The organism is Acholeplasma equifetale ATCC 29724, assembly GCF_000687735.1.
In the GTDB taxonomy this organism is placed as follows: Bacteria; Bacillota_I; Bacilli_A; order Acholeplasmatales; family Acholeplasmataceae; genus Acholeplasma; species Acholeplasma equifetale.
The window spans coordinates 57,105-70,168 of sequence record NZ_JHXL01000002.1 but is presented as its reverse complement, the minus strand read 5'-3'; the positions used below and the strand labels follow the sequence as shown (position 1 = coordinate 70,168).

At 28.3% G+C, this 13,064-nt stretch carries 13 protein-coding genes; 2 read left to right on the top strand and 11 right to left on the bottom strand.

Going from position 1 to position 13,064, the window contains the following annotated elements; all coding sequences use genetic code 11:
- Positions 1–54: 54 nt before the first annotated feature.
- Positions 55–1,200 (bottom strand): hydroxymethylglutaryl-CoA synthase, encoded by a 1,146-nt coding sequence (locus T434_RS0101980; protein WP_026399678.1) that lies wholly within the window; start codon positions 1,198–1,200, stop codon positions 55–57.
- A gap of 95 nt (positions 1,201–1,295) precedes the next feature.
- Between T434_RS0101980 and T434_RS0101975 the strand changes: the two genes are divergently transcribed.
- Positions 1,296–2,522 (top strand): hydroxymethylglutaryl-CoA reductase, degradative, encoded by a 1,227-nt coding sequence (locus T434_RS0101975; RefSeq protein ID WP_026399677.1) that lies wholly within the window; start codon positions 1,296–1,298, stop codon positions 2,520–2,522.
- Here T434_RS0101975 and T434_RS0101970 read toward each other — a convergent pair whose 3' ends face one another.
- Complete coding sequence (locus T434_RS0101970) at positions 2,523–4,271, bottom strand: ABC transporter permease (RefSeq protein ID WP_026399676.1); 1,749 nt, start codon at positions 4,269–4,271, stop codon at positions 2,523–2,525.
- 2 nt (positions 4,272–4,273) lie between these two features.
- Positions 4,274–4,978 carry an ABC transporter ATP-binding protein gene (locus T434_RS0101965; RefSeq protein ID WP_026399675.1) on the bottom strand — a complete coding sequence of 235 codons (705 nt, stop codon included), beginning with the start codon at positions 4,976–4,978 and terminating at the stop codon, positions 4,274–4,276.
- A 129-nt stretch (positions 4,979–5,107) separates the two neighbouring features.
- On the opposite strand from T434_RS0101965, the gene T434_RS07875 reads away from it, so the two are divergent.
- Positions 5,108–5,662, top strand: a complete 555-nt coding sequence (locus T434_RS07875) for a TetR/AcrR family transcriptional regulator (RefSeq protein WP_162150619.1) — start codon at positions 5,108–5,110, stop codon at positions 5,660–5,662.
- Between the two features lie 16 nt (positions 5,663–5,678).
- On the opposite strand, the gene T434_RS0101960 is transcribed toward T434_RS07875, so the two are convergent.
- The 8 genes from T434_RS0101960 to aroF are packed head-to-tail and all read right to left on the bottom strand — an operon-like array spanning position 5,679 to position 12,733.
- Positions 5,679–6,671 carry an aromatic acid exporter family protein gene (locus T434_RS0101960; protein WP_026399674.1) on the bottom strand — a complete coding sequence of 331 codons (993 nt, stop codon included), beginning with the start codon at positions 6,669–6,671 and terminating at the stop codon, positions 5,679–5,681.
- Positions 6,650–7,636, bottom strand: coding sequence for a chorismate synthase (locus T434_RS0101955; protein ID WP_026399673.1), 987 nt, complete (start codon positions 7,634–7,636; stop codon positions 6,650–6,652). The genes T434_RS0101960 and T434_RS0101955 overlap by 22 nt, the downstream gene beginning before the upstream one ends.
- A complete protein-coding gene (gene aroE, locus T434_RS0101950) occupies positions 7,629–8,408 on the bottom strand; it encodes a shikimate dehydrogenase (protein ID WP_026399672.1) in 780 nt (259 codons plus the stop codon). Before aroE ends, T434_RS0101955 begins: the two co-directional genes overlap by 8 nt.
- Positions 8,405–8,662 carry a chorismate mutase gene (locus tag T434_RS06535; protein ID WP_162150618.1) on the bottom strand — a complete coding sequence of 86 codons (258 nt, stop codon included), beginning with the start codon at positions 8,660–8,662 and terminating at the stop codon, positions 8,405–8,407. Before T434_RS06535 ends, aroE begins: the two co-directional genes overlap by 4 nt.
- Positions 8,650–9,900, bottom strand: a complete 1,251-nt coding sequence (aroA, locus tag T434_RS0101940) for a 3-phosphoshikimate 1-carboxyvinyltransferase (protein ID WP_035358064.1) — start codon at positions 9,898–9,900, stop codon at positions 8,650–8,652. The genes T434_RS06535 and aroA overlap by 13 nt, the downstream gene beginning before the upstream one ends.
- The gene (aroB, locus tag T434_RS0101935; RefSeq protein WP_026399670.1) at positions 9,893–10,900 is read right to left on the bottom strand and encodes a 3-dehydroquinate synthase; all 1,008 of its coding nucleotides are present in this window, start codon (positions 10,898–10,900) and stop codon (positions 9,893–9,895) included. The genes aroA and aroB overlap by 8 nt, the downstream gene beginning before the upstream one ends.
- Entirely contained in the window at positions 10,875–11,714 is an 840-nt protein-coding gene (locus T434_RS0101930) for a prephenate dehydrogenase (protein WP_026399669.1), read from the bottom strand. Before T434_RS0101930 ends, aroB begins: the two co-directional genes overlap by 26 nt.
- Positions 11,711–12,733, bottom strand: coding sequence for a 3-deoxy-7-phosphoheptulonate synthase (gene aroF / locus T434_RS0101925; protein ID WP_162150617.1), 1,023 nt, complete (start codon positions 12,731–12,733; stop codon positions 11,711–11,713). The genes T434_RS0101930 and aroF overlap by 4 nt, the downstream gene beginning before the upstream one ends.
- Positions 12,734–13,064: the final 331 nt, after the last annotated feature.

The following is a 13,064-nucleotide window of genomic DNA, read 5'->3' as shown; positions in this document are numbered from 1 at the left end:
ATACTTTTTGCAACCGTTTTCAACTAAATATCATTAAAAAGAAAAGCAGTGGCTTTACACTGCTTTTATGTTGTATTTTCTTTGTTGATGACTTATTTCTTTTAGTTCACAATATGATTCATTTTCATCTTCAAATTTAATATCATTTGTTAAATGTGTTGAAATTAAAGATTCATAAGATTCTATCGATAAAGCTTTTCTATTTTCAAGTAGTTTTTCATGATAAATCTTATTGAGATGATTTTTATAACCATTTACTAGTTTTATCGTATAAAATTCTGCTACTGCACCACTACCATATGAGAATAATCCAATTCTTGAATTATCTTTCATTTCACCTTGTTCAAGTAATGACACTAACGATAAATATAAAGACCCAGTATATATATTTCCTACTTGCTGATTATAAACAATTGATTGATTAAAATATTGGTATAAATTGCTTTCAATATTTGGTTCAATAAGTGATAATGTTTTAAGACCTAATTTAGCATAAGGTATATGAAAAATAAATGCATCAATATCTTCTTTTTTATGTCTAGATTTTTTTAAATAGTCTTCATATGATTCTAAAAAGAACTTTTTATACATTTCATTTGAATATTGACCATCAACCATAGCATATGGTGAATAACTTGGTCTCCAAAAATCGTAAATATCGTCGGCATATAAACCAGATACATTCTCAATTTCTGCAATACATGGATCCTTACTAATAATTAACGCAATAGCTCCAGCACCTTGAGTTGGTTCTCCATCTGTTTTAATACCATATTTAGCTATATCAGATCCTACAACTAACACTTTGGATTCTGGATTTTCTTTAACGTGATTTTTTGCAAATTGGATTGCTGCAGTAAGTGCATAACAAGCATGTTTTAATTCAAGTGCACGAATATTTTTCTTTAAACTCAATAAAGAAATGAGGTGGGTTGCTGCTGCTTTAGATTGATCAATTGAAGATTCAGTAGCAAATAACACCATATCTATTTTTTCTATATCTTCTTTTGTTAAAATCGAATGTGCTGCATTTACACCCATTGAAATAATATCTTGATTAAGTGGTGCTACTGCCATCTTATCTAACATCAAGCCTTTTTTATATTTCATAGGATCAACTTCACGATTAATCGCTAAGGTTTCAATATCTAAATAAAGTTTTGGTACATAAAAACCAATTTTATCAATTCCGATTTTCATAAGTAACTCCTTAATGATTTTCCCCTATTTCAAATTATATCATAGATAGGGCTCTTTTATCGTGATATAATGAATTGGAAGAGGTGACCTTTTTTATGGATTCATTTTCAAGATTTTATAAAAAAACTGTTGAAGAAAGAAAAAACATCTTAAAAGAATTATCACTTTATGATGAATCTTTAGATTACGTTGAAGATGATAACTTTTTTAATCACATCATAGAAAATTTTGTTACAACTTATGAAGTGCCTATGGGTGTGATGCCAAACTTACTTGTAGATGGTATTTATTATCACGTTCCAATGGCAACTGAAGAACCAAGTGTTATTGCAGGTGCTAGTCATGCAGCAAAAATCATTGAGCGTAATGGTGGATTTAAAGTTGAATCAATTAACCGTGAAATGATTGGTCAAATTATTTTTAGAGATATTATAAATCCAATTGAATTTAAACAACAAGTTGAATCATTATCAGAAAATATTTTTAAAGTGGCTTACGATGCACATCCACAAATTCATCAAATAGGTGGTGGCTTAAAAAGATTAAGCGTTGAAATTAAATCTAAGCAATTTGTCACATTATACCTAATTATTGATACTAAAGATGCAATGGGTGCTAATACGATTAATACAATTTTAGAAGCTGTTGGCAATTTCTTAGTTTTAGAAACTCAAGAAAAAGTTTTAATGCGTATACTTTCAAACCTTGCAATATATTCATTAGTTGAGGTAAGTTGTAAGATTAATGTTACACATTTAAAAAATTCTAACGAAATTGGAACATTAATTGAAGAAGCTTCTATTTATGCATCGATTGATCCATTCCGTTGTGCAACACATAATAAAGGTATTATGAATGGAATTACTGCATTAATGCTTGCAACTGGAAATGATACGCGTGCCATTGAAGCATCAGCTCATGCTTATGCAGCAATCACTGGCTCTTATCAACCACTTGCAACATGGCGCTATGAAGAAGGTTATATCCATGGACTAATTAAAATCCCCCTACAAGTTGGTACTGTAGGAGGATCTATGAATGTTTTACCAAAAGCTAAACTTGCAAGAAAAATTTTAGGTGTTCATGATGCTAAAACTTTAATGAAAGTTGCTGCAGCTTTAGGTTTAGCTCAAAACTTTGCTGCACTCTATGCTTTAACTACAGATGGTATCAATAAAGGTCACATGAAACTTCATGCAAGAAGTGTTGCACTTCAAGCAGGTGCAAATGAATCCAATATTGATATAGTTGTAAATCATTTAATTGAAGTAGGTCATGTAACACTTGATGAAGCTATCAAGTTTTTAAATACTTTAAAATAATTATTCTAAACTTTTTAATGCACCATTCATATCGATTTGGTGTATTTTTCTATATAGTAAAATATCAGAAAGAATTATAAATGAATAACTTAATAATAATGTATAAAATATTGATATATAGCGAACATGTTCAATAGAACCAAATGCGATATAATCAAAAAGTACACCATCTATTAAATATCCTGTTGGGATTCCTAATAATATACCAATTGTTGATATAATAAATACTTCTCTATAAATGTACATTGCAACTTCTCCTCTTTTATAACCTAATACTTTTAGTGTTGCAATCTCACGTTCTCTATTTTCAACATTCATATTTGTAAGATTATATGTTACTAAAATACTAAGTACTCCTGCACATACAATAACGATATATGAAATTGTTTCAATCGATGAATTGGCATAATCAGTTAAAACTTTGACATTATCAAGTAAGCTTAGTCCAGCAAATACTAATGCTGTTGCACCTAAAATAGAAATTACTTGCATGAAAAAGTTAATTGGATAACGAAATACATTACGTAAAGAAGATTTATGTTTAAACTTTAATCGATTCCAAATAAATGGTATATGTTCTAACCATATCTTGGCACCTGGTTTAGGTGCTTTTTTTCTTAATAATTCCGCAGTTTTTTCATTCAATGATTTACTAGCCATAATTTCAACTGTAATAATCATCACAAGCGTCATAATAACTGTAATGATAATGCCTACCTCAACTTGAGTGTTTAGTACAATTTTAGGCATAACAAATACAGTTGAAAATGTATTATAAACAAATTTTGATAACACTTCAAATCCTAGTGTAACACCCACTAACCCACCTAAGAAACACGCAATTAAAATAATTAAATGATATCTAAATTTTATCTTAGTTCTGCCAATACCTAGTGATTTAAATGTCCCTAATATTAAACGATCTTTTTCAATGATACTTTCGATACTTGATACAACAACAATTAATATAACTAATGTAAAAATAATTGGAAAAATTGTGCCAATCATTCGAACTTTGTTTGTATTCATATCAAGTGCTTTTGCAGAAATCATTTCATTTTGAGTAAGTATTTTAATATTCTCAAAAATACTTAATTTTTCAATCCATTTTTCTACACTTTCTTCATAATCTTTTTTATAATCTAAATCTAAATAAATTTGAATATCCGTTTTGATATTTCCAATTGGTTCAAAATTTGAAATATCAAAATATAAAATTGTATTGATATTTATATCTTGATTAATGTATGATGGAATATCTTGCTTATAAAAATAAAATGGATTAAATACAATACCAGAAACTTTATAATCAACACCATTAACTGTGATTAAATCACCAACTTTATAATTTTTTAATCTTAAGGTTTCTCTTTCAACTAATACTTCATCTGGATTTTTTGGATAATTTCCATCAAGTAATTCTAATGGTATTAATTTATAATTATCAAAATTAATATAATGAATACGCTTAGTATCTAAATCATATTCAATATATGATTGATAAAGTACATTTTCATTATCTAAAAAGTCAAATATCGCTTGGTTATGACCTTCATTTGATGTTGATTTAATGATTAAATCGGGAAATTTAATATTTTTATAATATGAATGTATTGAATCCTCCATAATATCAGACATAGATCCTAGTCCTGTAGATATACCCACACCTACTGCAACCATTAATGTAATTGTAATCAGTTTGACAAAGTGTTTTTTAATCTCTCTAAATAAAAGTTTTATATATGCCATGTTTACCACTCAATTAAATCTATACTCATTGGATTTTCATTGATTTCCACTTTGTCAATTTGCCCGTTTTTAATATATATAACTCGATCAGCCATATGTTTAATTGCACTATTATGGGTTACAATAATAACTGTTTTATGTTGATTTCTTGCAATATCAGATAAAAGTTTTAAAATACTTTTTCCTGTTTCATAATCTAAAGCACCTGTCGGTTCATCACATAACAACATTTTAGGATTTTTAGCTACCGCTCTTGCAATAGATACTCTTTGTTGTTCGCCACCTGATAATTGTGAAGGAAAATTATGCATTCTATTTTCTAATCCTACAAGTTTTAATATATCTTCAACTTTTAAGGCATCTTTTTTAATTTCTGTTGCAAGTTCAACATTTTCTTTAGCTGTAAGGTTACTCATTAAATTATAAAATTGGAATACAAAACCAACGTCATGTCGTCGATAAAGTGTTAATTGCTTTTCTTTAAATTTTGAAATATCTTTATCATCAATAAGTAAAATACCATCGCTTGCATTATCCATACCCCCTAAAAGGTTAAGTAATGTTGTTTTTCCTGCACCTGACGGTCCTAATACAACAACCAATTCCCCTTCTTGAATTTCAAAATTTACTTCTTTTAAAGCATGTGTTGTCACTTCACCAACTTTATAAATTTTACTTAAATTTAAAGCTTTAATATATGTACGCATCATATCACCTTACCTTGATTTAATTATAACACCCAAATACAACAATGTGTTGTTTTAAAAACAGTATGTTTATTTAAATCAACAATATCGTGATATAATGTTTATATAAAATAAAAAGTTGGTGAAATTATGGAACATCGAAAAATCATTTTAACCAAACGTCAAATTAGAATGGCTTTAGTGGAATTGCTTGAACGATATAATATGAATGAAATCTCTGTGACAAAACTTTGTGAAGTAGCTGACGTGAATCGAACAACATTTTATAGATATTATCGAAATGTTGTTGATGTATATGAAGAATTAGAAAACTCAATTATTCATGAGCTTGATAAAACATTAGAAACTTTAATTGTTGAAATACCCTTAAATCAGGCTGAAGCTTTTATTAAAGAATTATTTGATCAAATTAAAAATAATTTTAGTGATTTTAAAATTTTGTTTAAAGATAAATTTTTCATTGTATTCCAAAATAAAGTTGTTGAAATGATATATCGATATAATAATTTACTTCTATCATCAACTGATCCTTTATTCAATGAAAAATTTAATTATATGGTTTATGGCTCTATTGAACTTGTTAAAAAGTGGCTCTTTGGTGAAATTCATAAAACTAGTGCTGAATTAGCAAAAATCATTGTTGAGTTTGCCAGTCCAATTATTACATTAAAAATAAAAAAATGAGCACGACGCTCATTTTTTATATTTTGAATTCTGGATATCGAATATGGAATTTTTCTTTTGCCTCTAGCATACTATCTATATCTTCTAATAAAGAATAAAGTAGTGCTCTTGTTTCAAATTCTTGACGTGTATTTGGTAATGGTTCTTTTCTAAATTGTTCAATAAGTTCTAATAATTTCTCTTTTTGATCAATTGCTTTATTTTGATCACTAATATCTGGAATTAAATTTTTTATATATAAAGCAATCTCTTCTTGATAAGGATGATAAGCTTTAATCTTTAAAACATTTTTATACATATGGTTAATATAGTTTAATTGATTTCTTCTCATATAAACATACGCTAAATAGCGATGATCGTTACCAAATACTTTATTTTTATCTTTTAATTCTACAGCATTAATTTTATCTTCTAATTTTTCATTTAATAACTGCTGATGTTTGATGAATTCATCTTTTTCGGATTGTCTAGTTAAAATAATGGTAAGCATAAACAAATGATCTTTTAACATATGATCAATATTTAAAATATCTTCTTTCATTTTACCAAACCAGTTTGAAGGATAAATTAAATCGAGTAATAAAGAAACTAATACTGCAACAGTGATAATTCCAAATTCTTGTATTAATTTATCCATTGTAAAGACTTGAGTTTGATATAAATGATTGACTAAAACGATACTTGGTACAATACCAATTTGAAGATCTGTTAAAAATGACACAAATATAAATATTACTAAGAAGATAATAAATACATAAAGGTCAAACCCAATTAATACGAAAAGTATACTTGAAAGTAAAAGAGCGATTAATGCATTAAGATATCGTTTTATACCACCAATAATTGAATCTTTCTTGGAAATTGATATACATAGAATTGCAATGACACCAACTGTTACATAGTCTTTAACACCAACAATATATGCAACAAATCCAGCGATAACTGCAACTAATACCAATTTAATTGTGATATAAAGTAAATCTTTAATTATTGATAAATTTTTTGCCATAAGTACAAGTCAGCTAAAACGATTGCTAATGCATTTTCTAAAACAATTCCTGCTCTTCTAATAATTGCAACATCATGTCTTCCACCAACACTAAAGGTCTTAATTTCTTTAGATTCTAAATTAAATGAATTTTGTTCTTTTTTAATACTTGATGTTGGCTTAACAAAGACTTTAACGATTAAATCATTCCCGTTTGATATACCACCTGATACACCACCTGAATGATTGGTGAGTGTTTTTCCTTTATCATCTAAAAACACATCATTAAACTCTGAACCTTTTAATGTTTTTCCACTAAATCCGGTTCCTATTTCAACACCTTTAACGGCAGGTATTGAAAACATCATTTGACCAATTTTACTATCAAGTTTTTCAAACATAGGTTCACCAAGCCCAACAATCATATTTTCAACTTTGAGTTCAATTGTCCCACCAACAGAATCGCCATCTTCACTAATCTTTCTTAGATATTCATCCATTTTTGATAAATCTTCTAAATCGCCTAGTTGAACAATTTTGTGAGAAAATTTAAATGGTAACATTTGTTTTGCAATAGCTCCTGCAACAACAATTGGAGTTGTTAGTCTTCCTGAAAATCTTCCCCCACCACGATAGTCGTGGAATCCTTTATATTTAATACTACTTACATAATCTGCATGTCCTGGTCTTGGTTGAGTTTTTAAATGTTCATAATCTTTTGAAATAACATTTTCGTTTTTAATCATGACATGAATCGGAGAACCTGTTGTATATTCATTAAAAATACCTGATGTGACAACAAATTCATCTTTTTCAACTCTAGGTGTAGTTCCAATAGCACCTGGACGTCTTAATTTGAGATCATGTCTTACTAGATCCCAATCTATTTTCAACCCTGGTAAAACTCCATCAATAACAACCCCAATTGCATCTTGATGGCTTTCTCCATATATGGTTATTTTAAATAATGTGCCAAAACTATTCATGGCATACACCTCTTAATTTTTCTAATAATGGTTCGTCAATTTTAATTGAAATATCAAACCACTTTTCAAATGATTTGATTGCTTGAATAATAAGCATATCTAATCCATTATATGATTCTTTACTATATTTCATTAATTGTGTTTCACTTGGATTATATATTAAGTCAAATACAATTTTTTCTTTTACAAATGCTTCTTTTAGTGGTGAATTCAGTACGTCTGGAAACATCCCTACTGGTGTTGTATTAATGATAATATCATAATCCAATTTTTCTAATTCATCATAAGATAATGTTAATCCAAAGTATGAATCTTCTCTTTTACTTCTTGAGATAACAAAAGGATTTAAATTTAAATCTTTTAAAACTTTATAGACAGCTTTTGCAGCACCACCTGTACCAAGCAAAATAATTCTTTTATTATGATATTTAGGTATGCTTCTAATAAATGATTCTTTAAATCCAAAATAGTCTGTATTGTCACCAATCATTTTACCATGCTTTAAATATATTGTATTGACAGCTCCGATAATAGAAGCTTCTTCTGTTAATCCATCTAAATATTGAATTACAGTTGATTTATATGGAATTGTTACATTAAATCCCTCGTATATACCTCTTTTCATAAAAGATAATTTATCTTGTAGGGATTCTTCATTCGTCTCTATCAAATTATATATAATTTCTTTATCAAAAATTTCTGCTAGTTTTTGATGTATTTTTGGTGATTTAGAATGTACTAAATGTTCACCAATTAATCCTAATTTTTTCATTTTTCTAAATCCTTTGTTACATCCATGATAAATTGATAGATTTTTTGAATTGGTTCAATAAATCTATCATCTTTGACTAAAGATTTAATATGTTCTAAAACAATTTTTTCGCGCTCAGGATTATAAATGGGTAATCCTTTTTCTTTTTTTATTAAACCAATTTCAATAGCATTCTTCAATCTTTCTTCTAATGCTTTTACAATTACAGAATCAGATTTATCAATATTTAGTCTATGTTCTGTTATTTTATCCATTCAACGAGTCCTCCTAATCGGACATATTCTTTAAAAAACGTTGGATAACTCTTACTTACAACTTTTTCATCATCTAAATAAATTGGATTTTTAGCATGCATTCCAGCAATTGCACTTGCCATTGCGATTCTATGATCACCAAATGTTTTTAAAGTTACATCGCCATTTAAAAAACATTTTCCTTCGATTAATACAGAATCATTGATAACTGTCATTTTAGCACCCATTTTTGTTAAGTTTTCAACCATTGCTTCTAGTCGATCGGATTCTTTAATTCTTAATCTTTCAGCATTTTTAATGAGTGTTTTCCCTTCAGCATAACAAGCTAAAACCATTAATATAGGCCCTAAATCAGGAATTTGACTTAAATCAATTTCAACACCTTTCAAATTAGAAGGATAAACCATTAATCCTTCGTTAGTGAATTCTAATTTCCCACCCATTTGTTTAGCAATATCAATAATAGTTTTATCCCCTTGTAAACTATCTGGATTTAGCCCTTTTAACAATAATGGTTTTCCGATTAATCCTGCTGCAACAAAAAATGCAGCACCACTATAATCTCCTTCTACATAATAGTTCCCGGGTTGATATGTTTGACTACCTTTAATAGAAAAACCATTTTCTAATTCTTCAATTTTTATACCAAATTGTCTTAATACTTGTAATGTTAAATCAACATATCCTCTTGATTCTAAAGGTGTTGTTAAAATAATTTTTGAATCTCCTTGAACTAAAGGTAATGCGTAAAGTAAGCCTGTAATAAATTGACTTGATACATTGCCTGGTAATTTATAAACTCCAGATTTCAATGGACCTTTTACTTCAAGAGGTAATTCTTTATTAGATAAATATTTATAATGATATGTATTTTCAAATAAATCTTGATAAACATTTAATGGTCGTTCAGGTAATTTACCTTTTCCTATAAATTGAATTGGTTCGTCTTGGAGCATTGCAATTGGAATTAAAAATCTTAAAGTTGACCCTGATTCATGTGCATCAATAATATCATGTACTTTTTTAATTTTTGAACCTTGAATAATAGATTCATCAATCTTAGCACCTAATGCTTCTAATGCATTTTTAGTTGCAACCAAATCATCCGAATCTAAAATGTTTTCAATTTTTGATTTACCTAAGGCTAAACTTGCAGCAATTACATAGCGATGAGATAACGATTTGCTTGAAACAATTTCTATTGATCCTTCGATGTCTTTTGGTGTAATTTTAATCATTGAACACAACCCCTTTTTGTATTATTGGATTTCCTTTATCTTCTAAAAAAACAAATCTCAATCCATCTGCTAAGTGTTTTTTATCAAACTGCAAATATTTAATAAATTGTTTCTTATCTAAAATAGGTTCATTAATTAACCCTAATCTCAATAAGATGGTTTTTGTTTCATCATACAATGTTTTATCTTTTGTAATGCCTCTTTTAATACCTTCTTCTAAACTAAATAACATCCCATAGCTAACTGCAACACCATGTTTTATAGCATATTGGAAATGTTTTTCTATCGCATGTCCAAAAGTATGTCCAAAATTTAAGTACATGCGTTCGTGTTTTTCAAAAGGATCTTTTGTTACAATTCTTTGTTTCACTTGAATAGCTTTAATAATTTCATCAATTGTAAGCTTTTCATATTTTTTTAAGTATTCAAATAAACTTACATCATCGATTAATCCAGCTTTCAATACTTCGGCTAATCCATTTTTATATTCTTCTTCAGGTAATGTTTCTAAGAATATAGGATCAATAAAAACAACTTTGGGATCATAAAAAGCACCCACTAAATTTTTACCTTCATCTAAATCAATGCCTGTTTTTGACCCAATTGATGAATCTACCATCGCTAGTAAACTCGTAGGTATTTGAATGAATGATACACCGCGATATAAAGTAGCCGCAACAAAACCAGCTAAATCACCTACAACACCACCACCAAAAGCAATCATTAAATGATTTCTTCTCATACCCAAATCAATTAATTTAGAAACAACTTCTTGATATGTTTTAAGTGATTTTGAATGTTCACCAGGTTTTATGACAACAAAATGTATATGAAAATCATATAATTCTTTTTTTAATGTGTCATGATATATCTTGTATAAATTTTCATCTGTAATAATAAAAATATCTTGATGTTGATATAATTTTTTAATTTCAAGATTAAGTTGGTTTAATAAATGATTTTGAATCAAAATATTATAGTTTTTTAGAACTAATTTCATCGAAAACCAACCTCTTTTCTTTTGATTTTTTTAATGCTTCTTTTAATTCATCATATTGATTAGAATCTAACATACTTTTAAGTTGATTTAGTTTTTCAATAAATAAATCAATTTCGTTAACTAAAATTTCTTTATTTTGGAAAAAAAGTTCTGTCCACATATGTTCATTAATTTTAGCAATTCGAGTTAAATCTTTAAATGAATCACCTGTTGTATATGCTAAATTAGGATCTTTATTTGCAAGCATTAGTGCTACAGCAATCATATGTGTTAATTGTGATGTATATCCTATAAATTGATCATGTTCAAGAGGTGTATAAATTGATATATTCCCAAACTCTAAATCAATAGCAATTTGTTTAATTGTTTCAACATCATCAATTGTTGATTGATCACTTGGAACGATTAAGAAGTTAGCACCTTTAAACATTTTTGGATCACGAAAATCATAACCTGATTTTTCTTTACCAGCCATAGGATGATGAGATACATATCTTGTATTTTTTGGTAATATTTTTATAATTTCATTCATCATTAAAACTTTAGTTCCAGCGATATCTGTAATAAGTTGATTGTTAAAATATTGGATATTTTCACGTATAAATTCTATATTTTTCGTTGGATAGAGTGCCAAAAGAATCACATCACTTGTTGAAATGTGATTTTTGTCAAATGACTTAATTAAGCCATCTTTTAATGCTTTTTTATTTATATTTAAGTCGGAATCATATCCATAAACTTCATAGCCTTTTTGAGAAAGTCCTAAGGCATATGAAGCTCCCATTAATCCCAATCCCACAATAAATATTTTCATCGTTTAACCTTTTTATCCATTACTGTTGATAATTCTTCTAAACGCTTCATCATATGATCAAATTTTTTAGGTTTTAAACTTTGAGCCCCATCTGATAATGCTAATTCTGGTTGATGATGAACTTCAACAATTAACCCGTCAGCGCCTACTGCTAGACTTGCTAACGATAGAGATTCAATCATTTCCCAACGCCCAGCTGCATGGCTCGGATCTATAATGACTGGTAAATGTGATAATTCTTTAATTGCTAAAACAGCAGAAATATCTAATGTATTTCTTGTATATTTTTCAAATGTACGAATACCTCTTTCACAAAGTATTACTTGATCATTACCATTTGCAAGAATATATTCAGCACTCATTAACCATTCTTCGATTGTACTTGATAAGCCACGTTTTAATAATACAGGAACATTTGTTTTACCAACTGCTTTTAATAAATCAAAATTTTGCATATTACGAGCACCAATTTGAATGATATCAACATATTTTACAAATTCTTCTAAATGTTCTGTACCCATAAGTTCTGTTACAATTGCTAATCCTAATTCATCAGCAATTTTTCTCATTAATTTTAACCCCTCAATACCTAAACCCTGGAATGCATATGGTGATGTTCGAGGTTTAAAAACACCACCTCTTAAAATCTTAGCGCCTGATTCTTTAACTTGGGTTGCGATAATTCTTAATTGCTCTTCTGATTCAACACTGCAAGGACCGGCCATCACAATAAATTCATCAGCACCAATTGTAACACCATTTTTTAATGTAACGGTTGTTGGATTTTGTTTGAAAGCTTTACTTGCAAGTTTGTATGGACTTGAGATTCTTGCGACATTTGCTACCCCTGGAAATACGGATAATTGATCTTGATCTAAAGTTTTAACATCACCCAATACACCAAATACAGTAACTTCATCGCTTGAAGCATCTTTAATTCCAAAGCCTTTTTCTTTTAAAAACTCTTGTAGTTTTACAACATCCTCTTTTGTTGCATCTTTTTTCATTTGTATTATCATAGTTTTTCTCTCCTTTGTATAAAATAAAACTCCTTAAGGTAATGTGCCCTTAAGGAGTCGTTTTAATTGACTATGTTTGGGTAACATTCCTTATTACTTTTTTAACGCTAAAAAGGAATGCATCAACTGCAAATCCTTTATCTTGTATAAAAGTAATAATAAGATACAAAAAAATTTTTCATAGCAAGCTACCCACTTTCCTATGTTGTAGATATATTATCATAGAAAAAAATAAAAAACAATTAAATTTTATCAATTTCGTAAGTTTTTAGTGTCATTCAAACAAATAATTATAAGATGGTATAATAGGTTTAAACATAAATCAACCCTC

Bases quoted from the DNA above. Each gene is read 5' to 3' on its own strand.
- T434_RS0101980 (WP_026399678.1), bottom strand. From the start codon at position 1,200: ATGAAAATCGGAATTGATAAAATTGGTTTTTATGTACCAAAACTTTAT.
- T434_RS0101975 (WP_026399677.1), top strand. From the start codon at position 1,296: ATGGATTCATTTTCAAGATTTTATAAAAAAACTGTTGAAGAAAGAAAA.
- T434_RS0101970 (WP_026399676.1), bottom strand. From the start codon at position 4,271: ATGGCATATATAAAACTTTTATTTAGAGAGATTAAAAAACACTTTGTC.
- T434_RS0101965 (WP_026399675.1), bottom strand. From the start codon at position 4,978: ATGCGTACATATATTAAAGCTTTAAATTTAAGTAAAATTTATAAAGTT.
- T434_RS07875 (WP_162150619.1), top strand. From the start codon at position 5,108: ATGGAACATCGAAAAATCATTTTAACCAAACGTCAAATTAGAATGGCT.
- T434_RS0101960 (WP_026399674.1), bottom strand. From the start codon at position 6,671: ATGGCAAAAAATTTATCAATAATTAAAGATTTACTTTATATCACAATT.
- T434_RS0101955 (WP_026399673.1), bottom strand. From the start codon at position 7,636: ATGAATAGTTTTGGCACATTATTTAAAATAACCATATATGGAGAAAGC.
- aroE (WP_026399672.1), bottom strand. From the start codon at position 8,408: ATGAAAAAATTAGGATTAATTGGTGAACATTTAGTACATTCTAAATCA.
- T434_RS06535 (WP_162150618.1), bottom strand. From the start codon at position 8,662: ATGGATAAAATAACAGAACATAGACTAAATATTGATAAATCTGATTCT.
- aroA (WP_035358064.1), bottom strand. From the start codon at position 9,900: ATGATTAAAATTACACCAAAAGACATCGAAGGATCAATAGAAATTGTT.
- aroB (WP_026399670.1), bottom strand. From the start codon at position 10,900: ATGAAATTAGTTCTAAAAAACTATAATATTTTGATTCAAAATCATTTA.
- T434_RS0101930 (WP_026399669.1), bottom strand. From the start codon at position 11,714: ATGAAAATATTTATTGTGGGATTGGGATTAATGGGAGCTTCATATGCC.
- aroF (WP_162150617.1), bottom strand. From the start codon at position 12,733: ATGATAATACAAATGAAAAAAGATGCAACAAAAGAGGATGTTGTAAAA.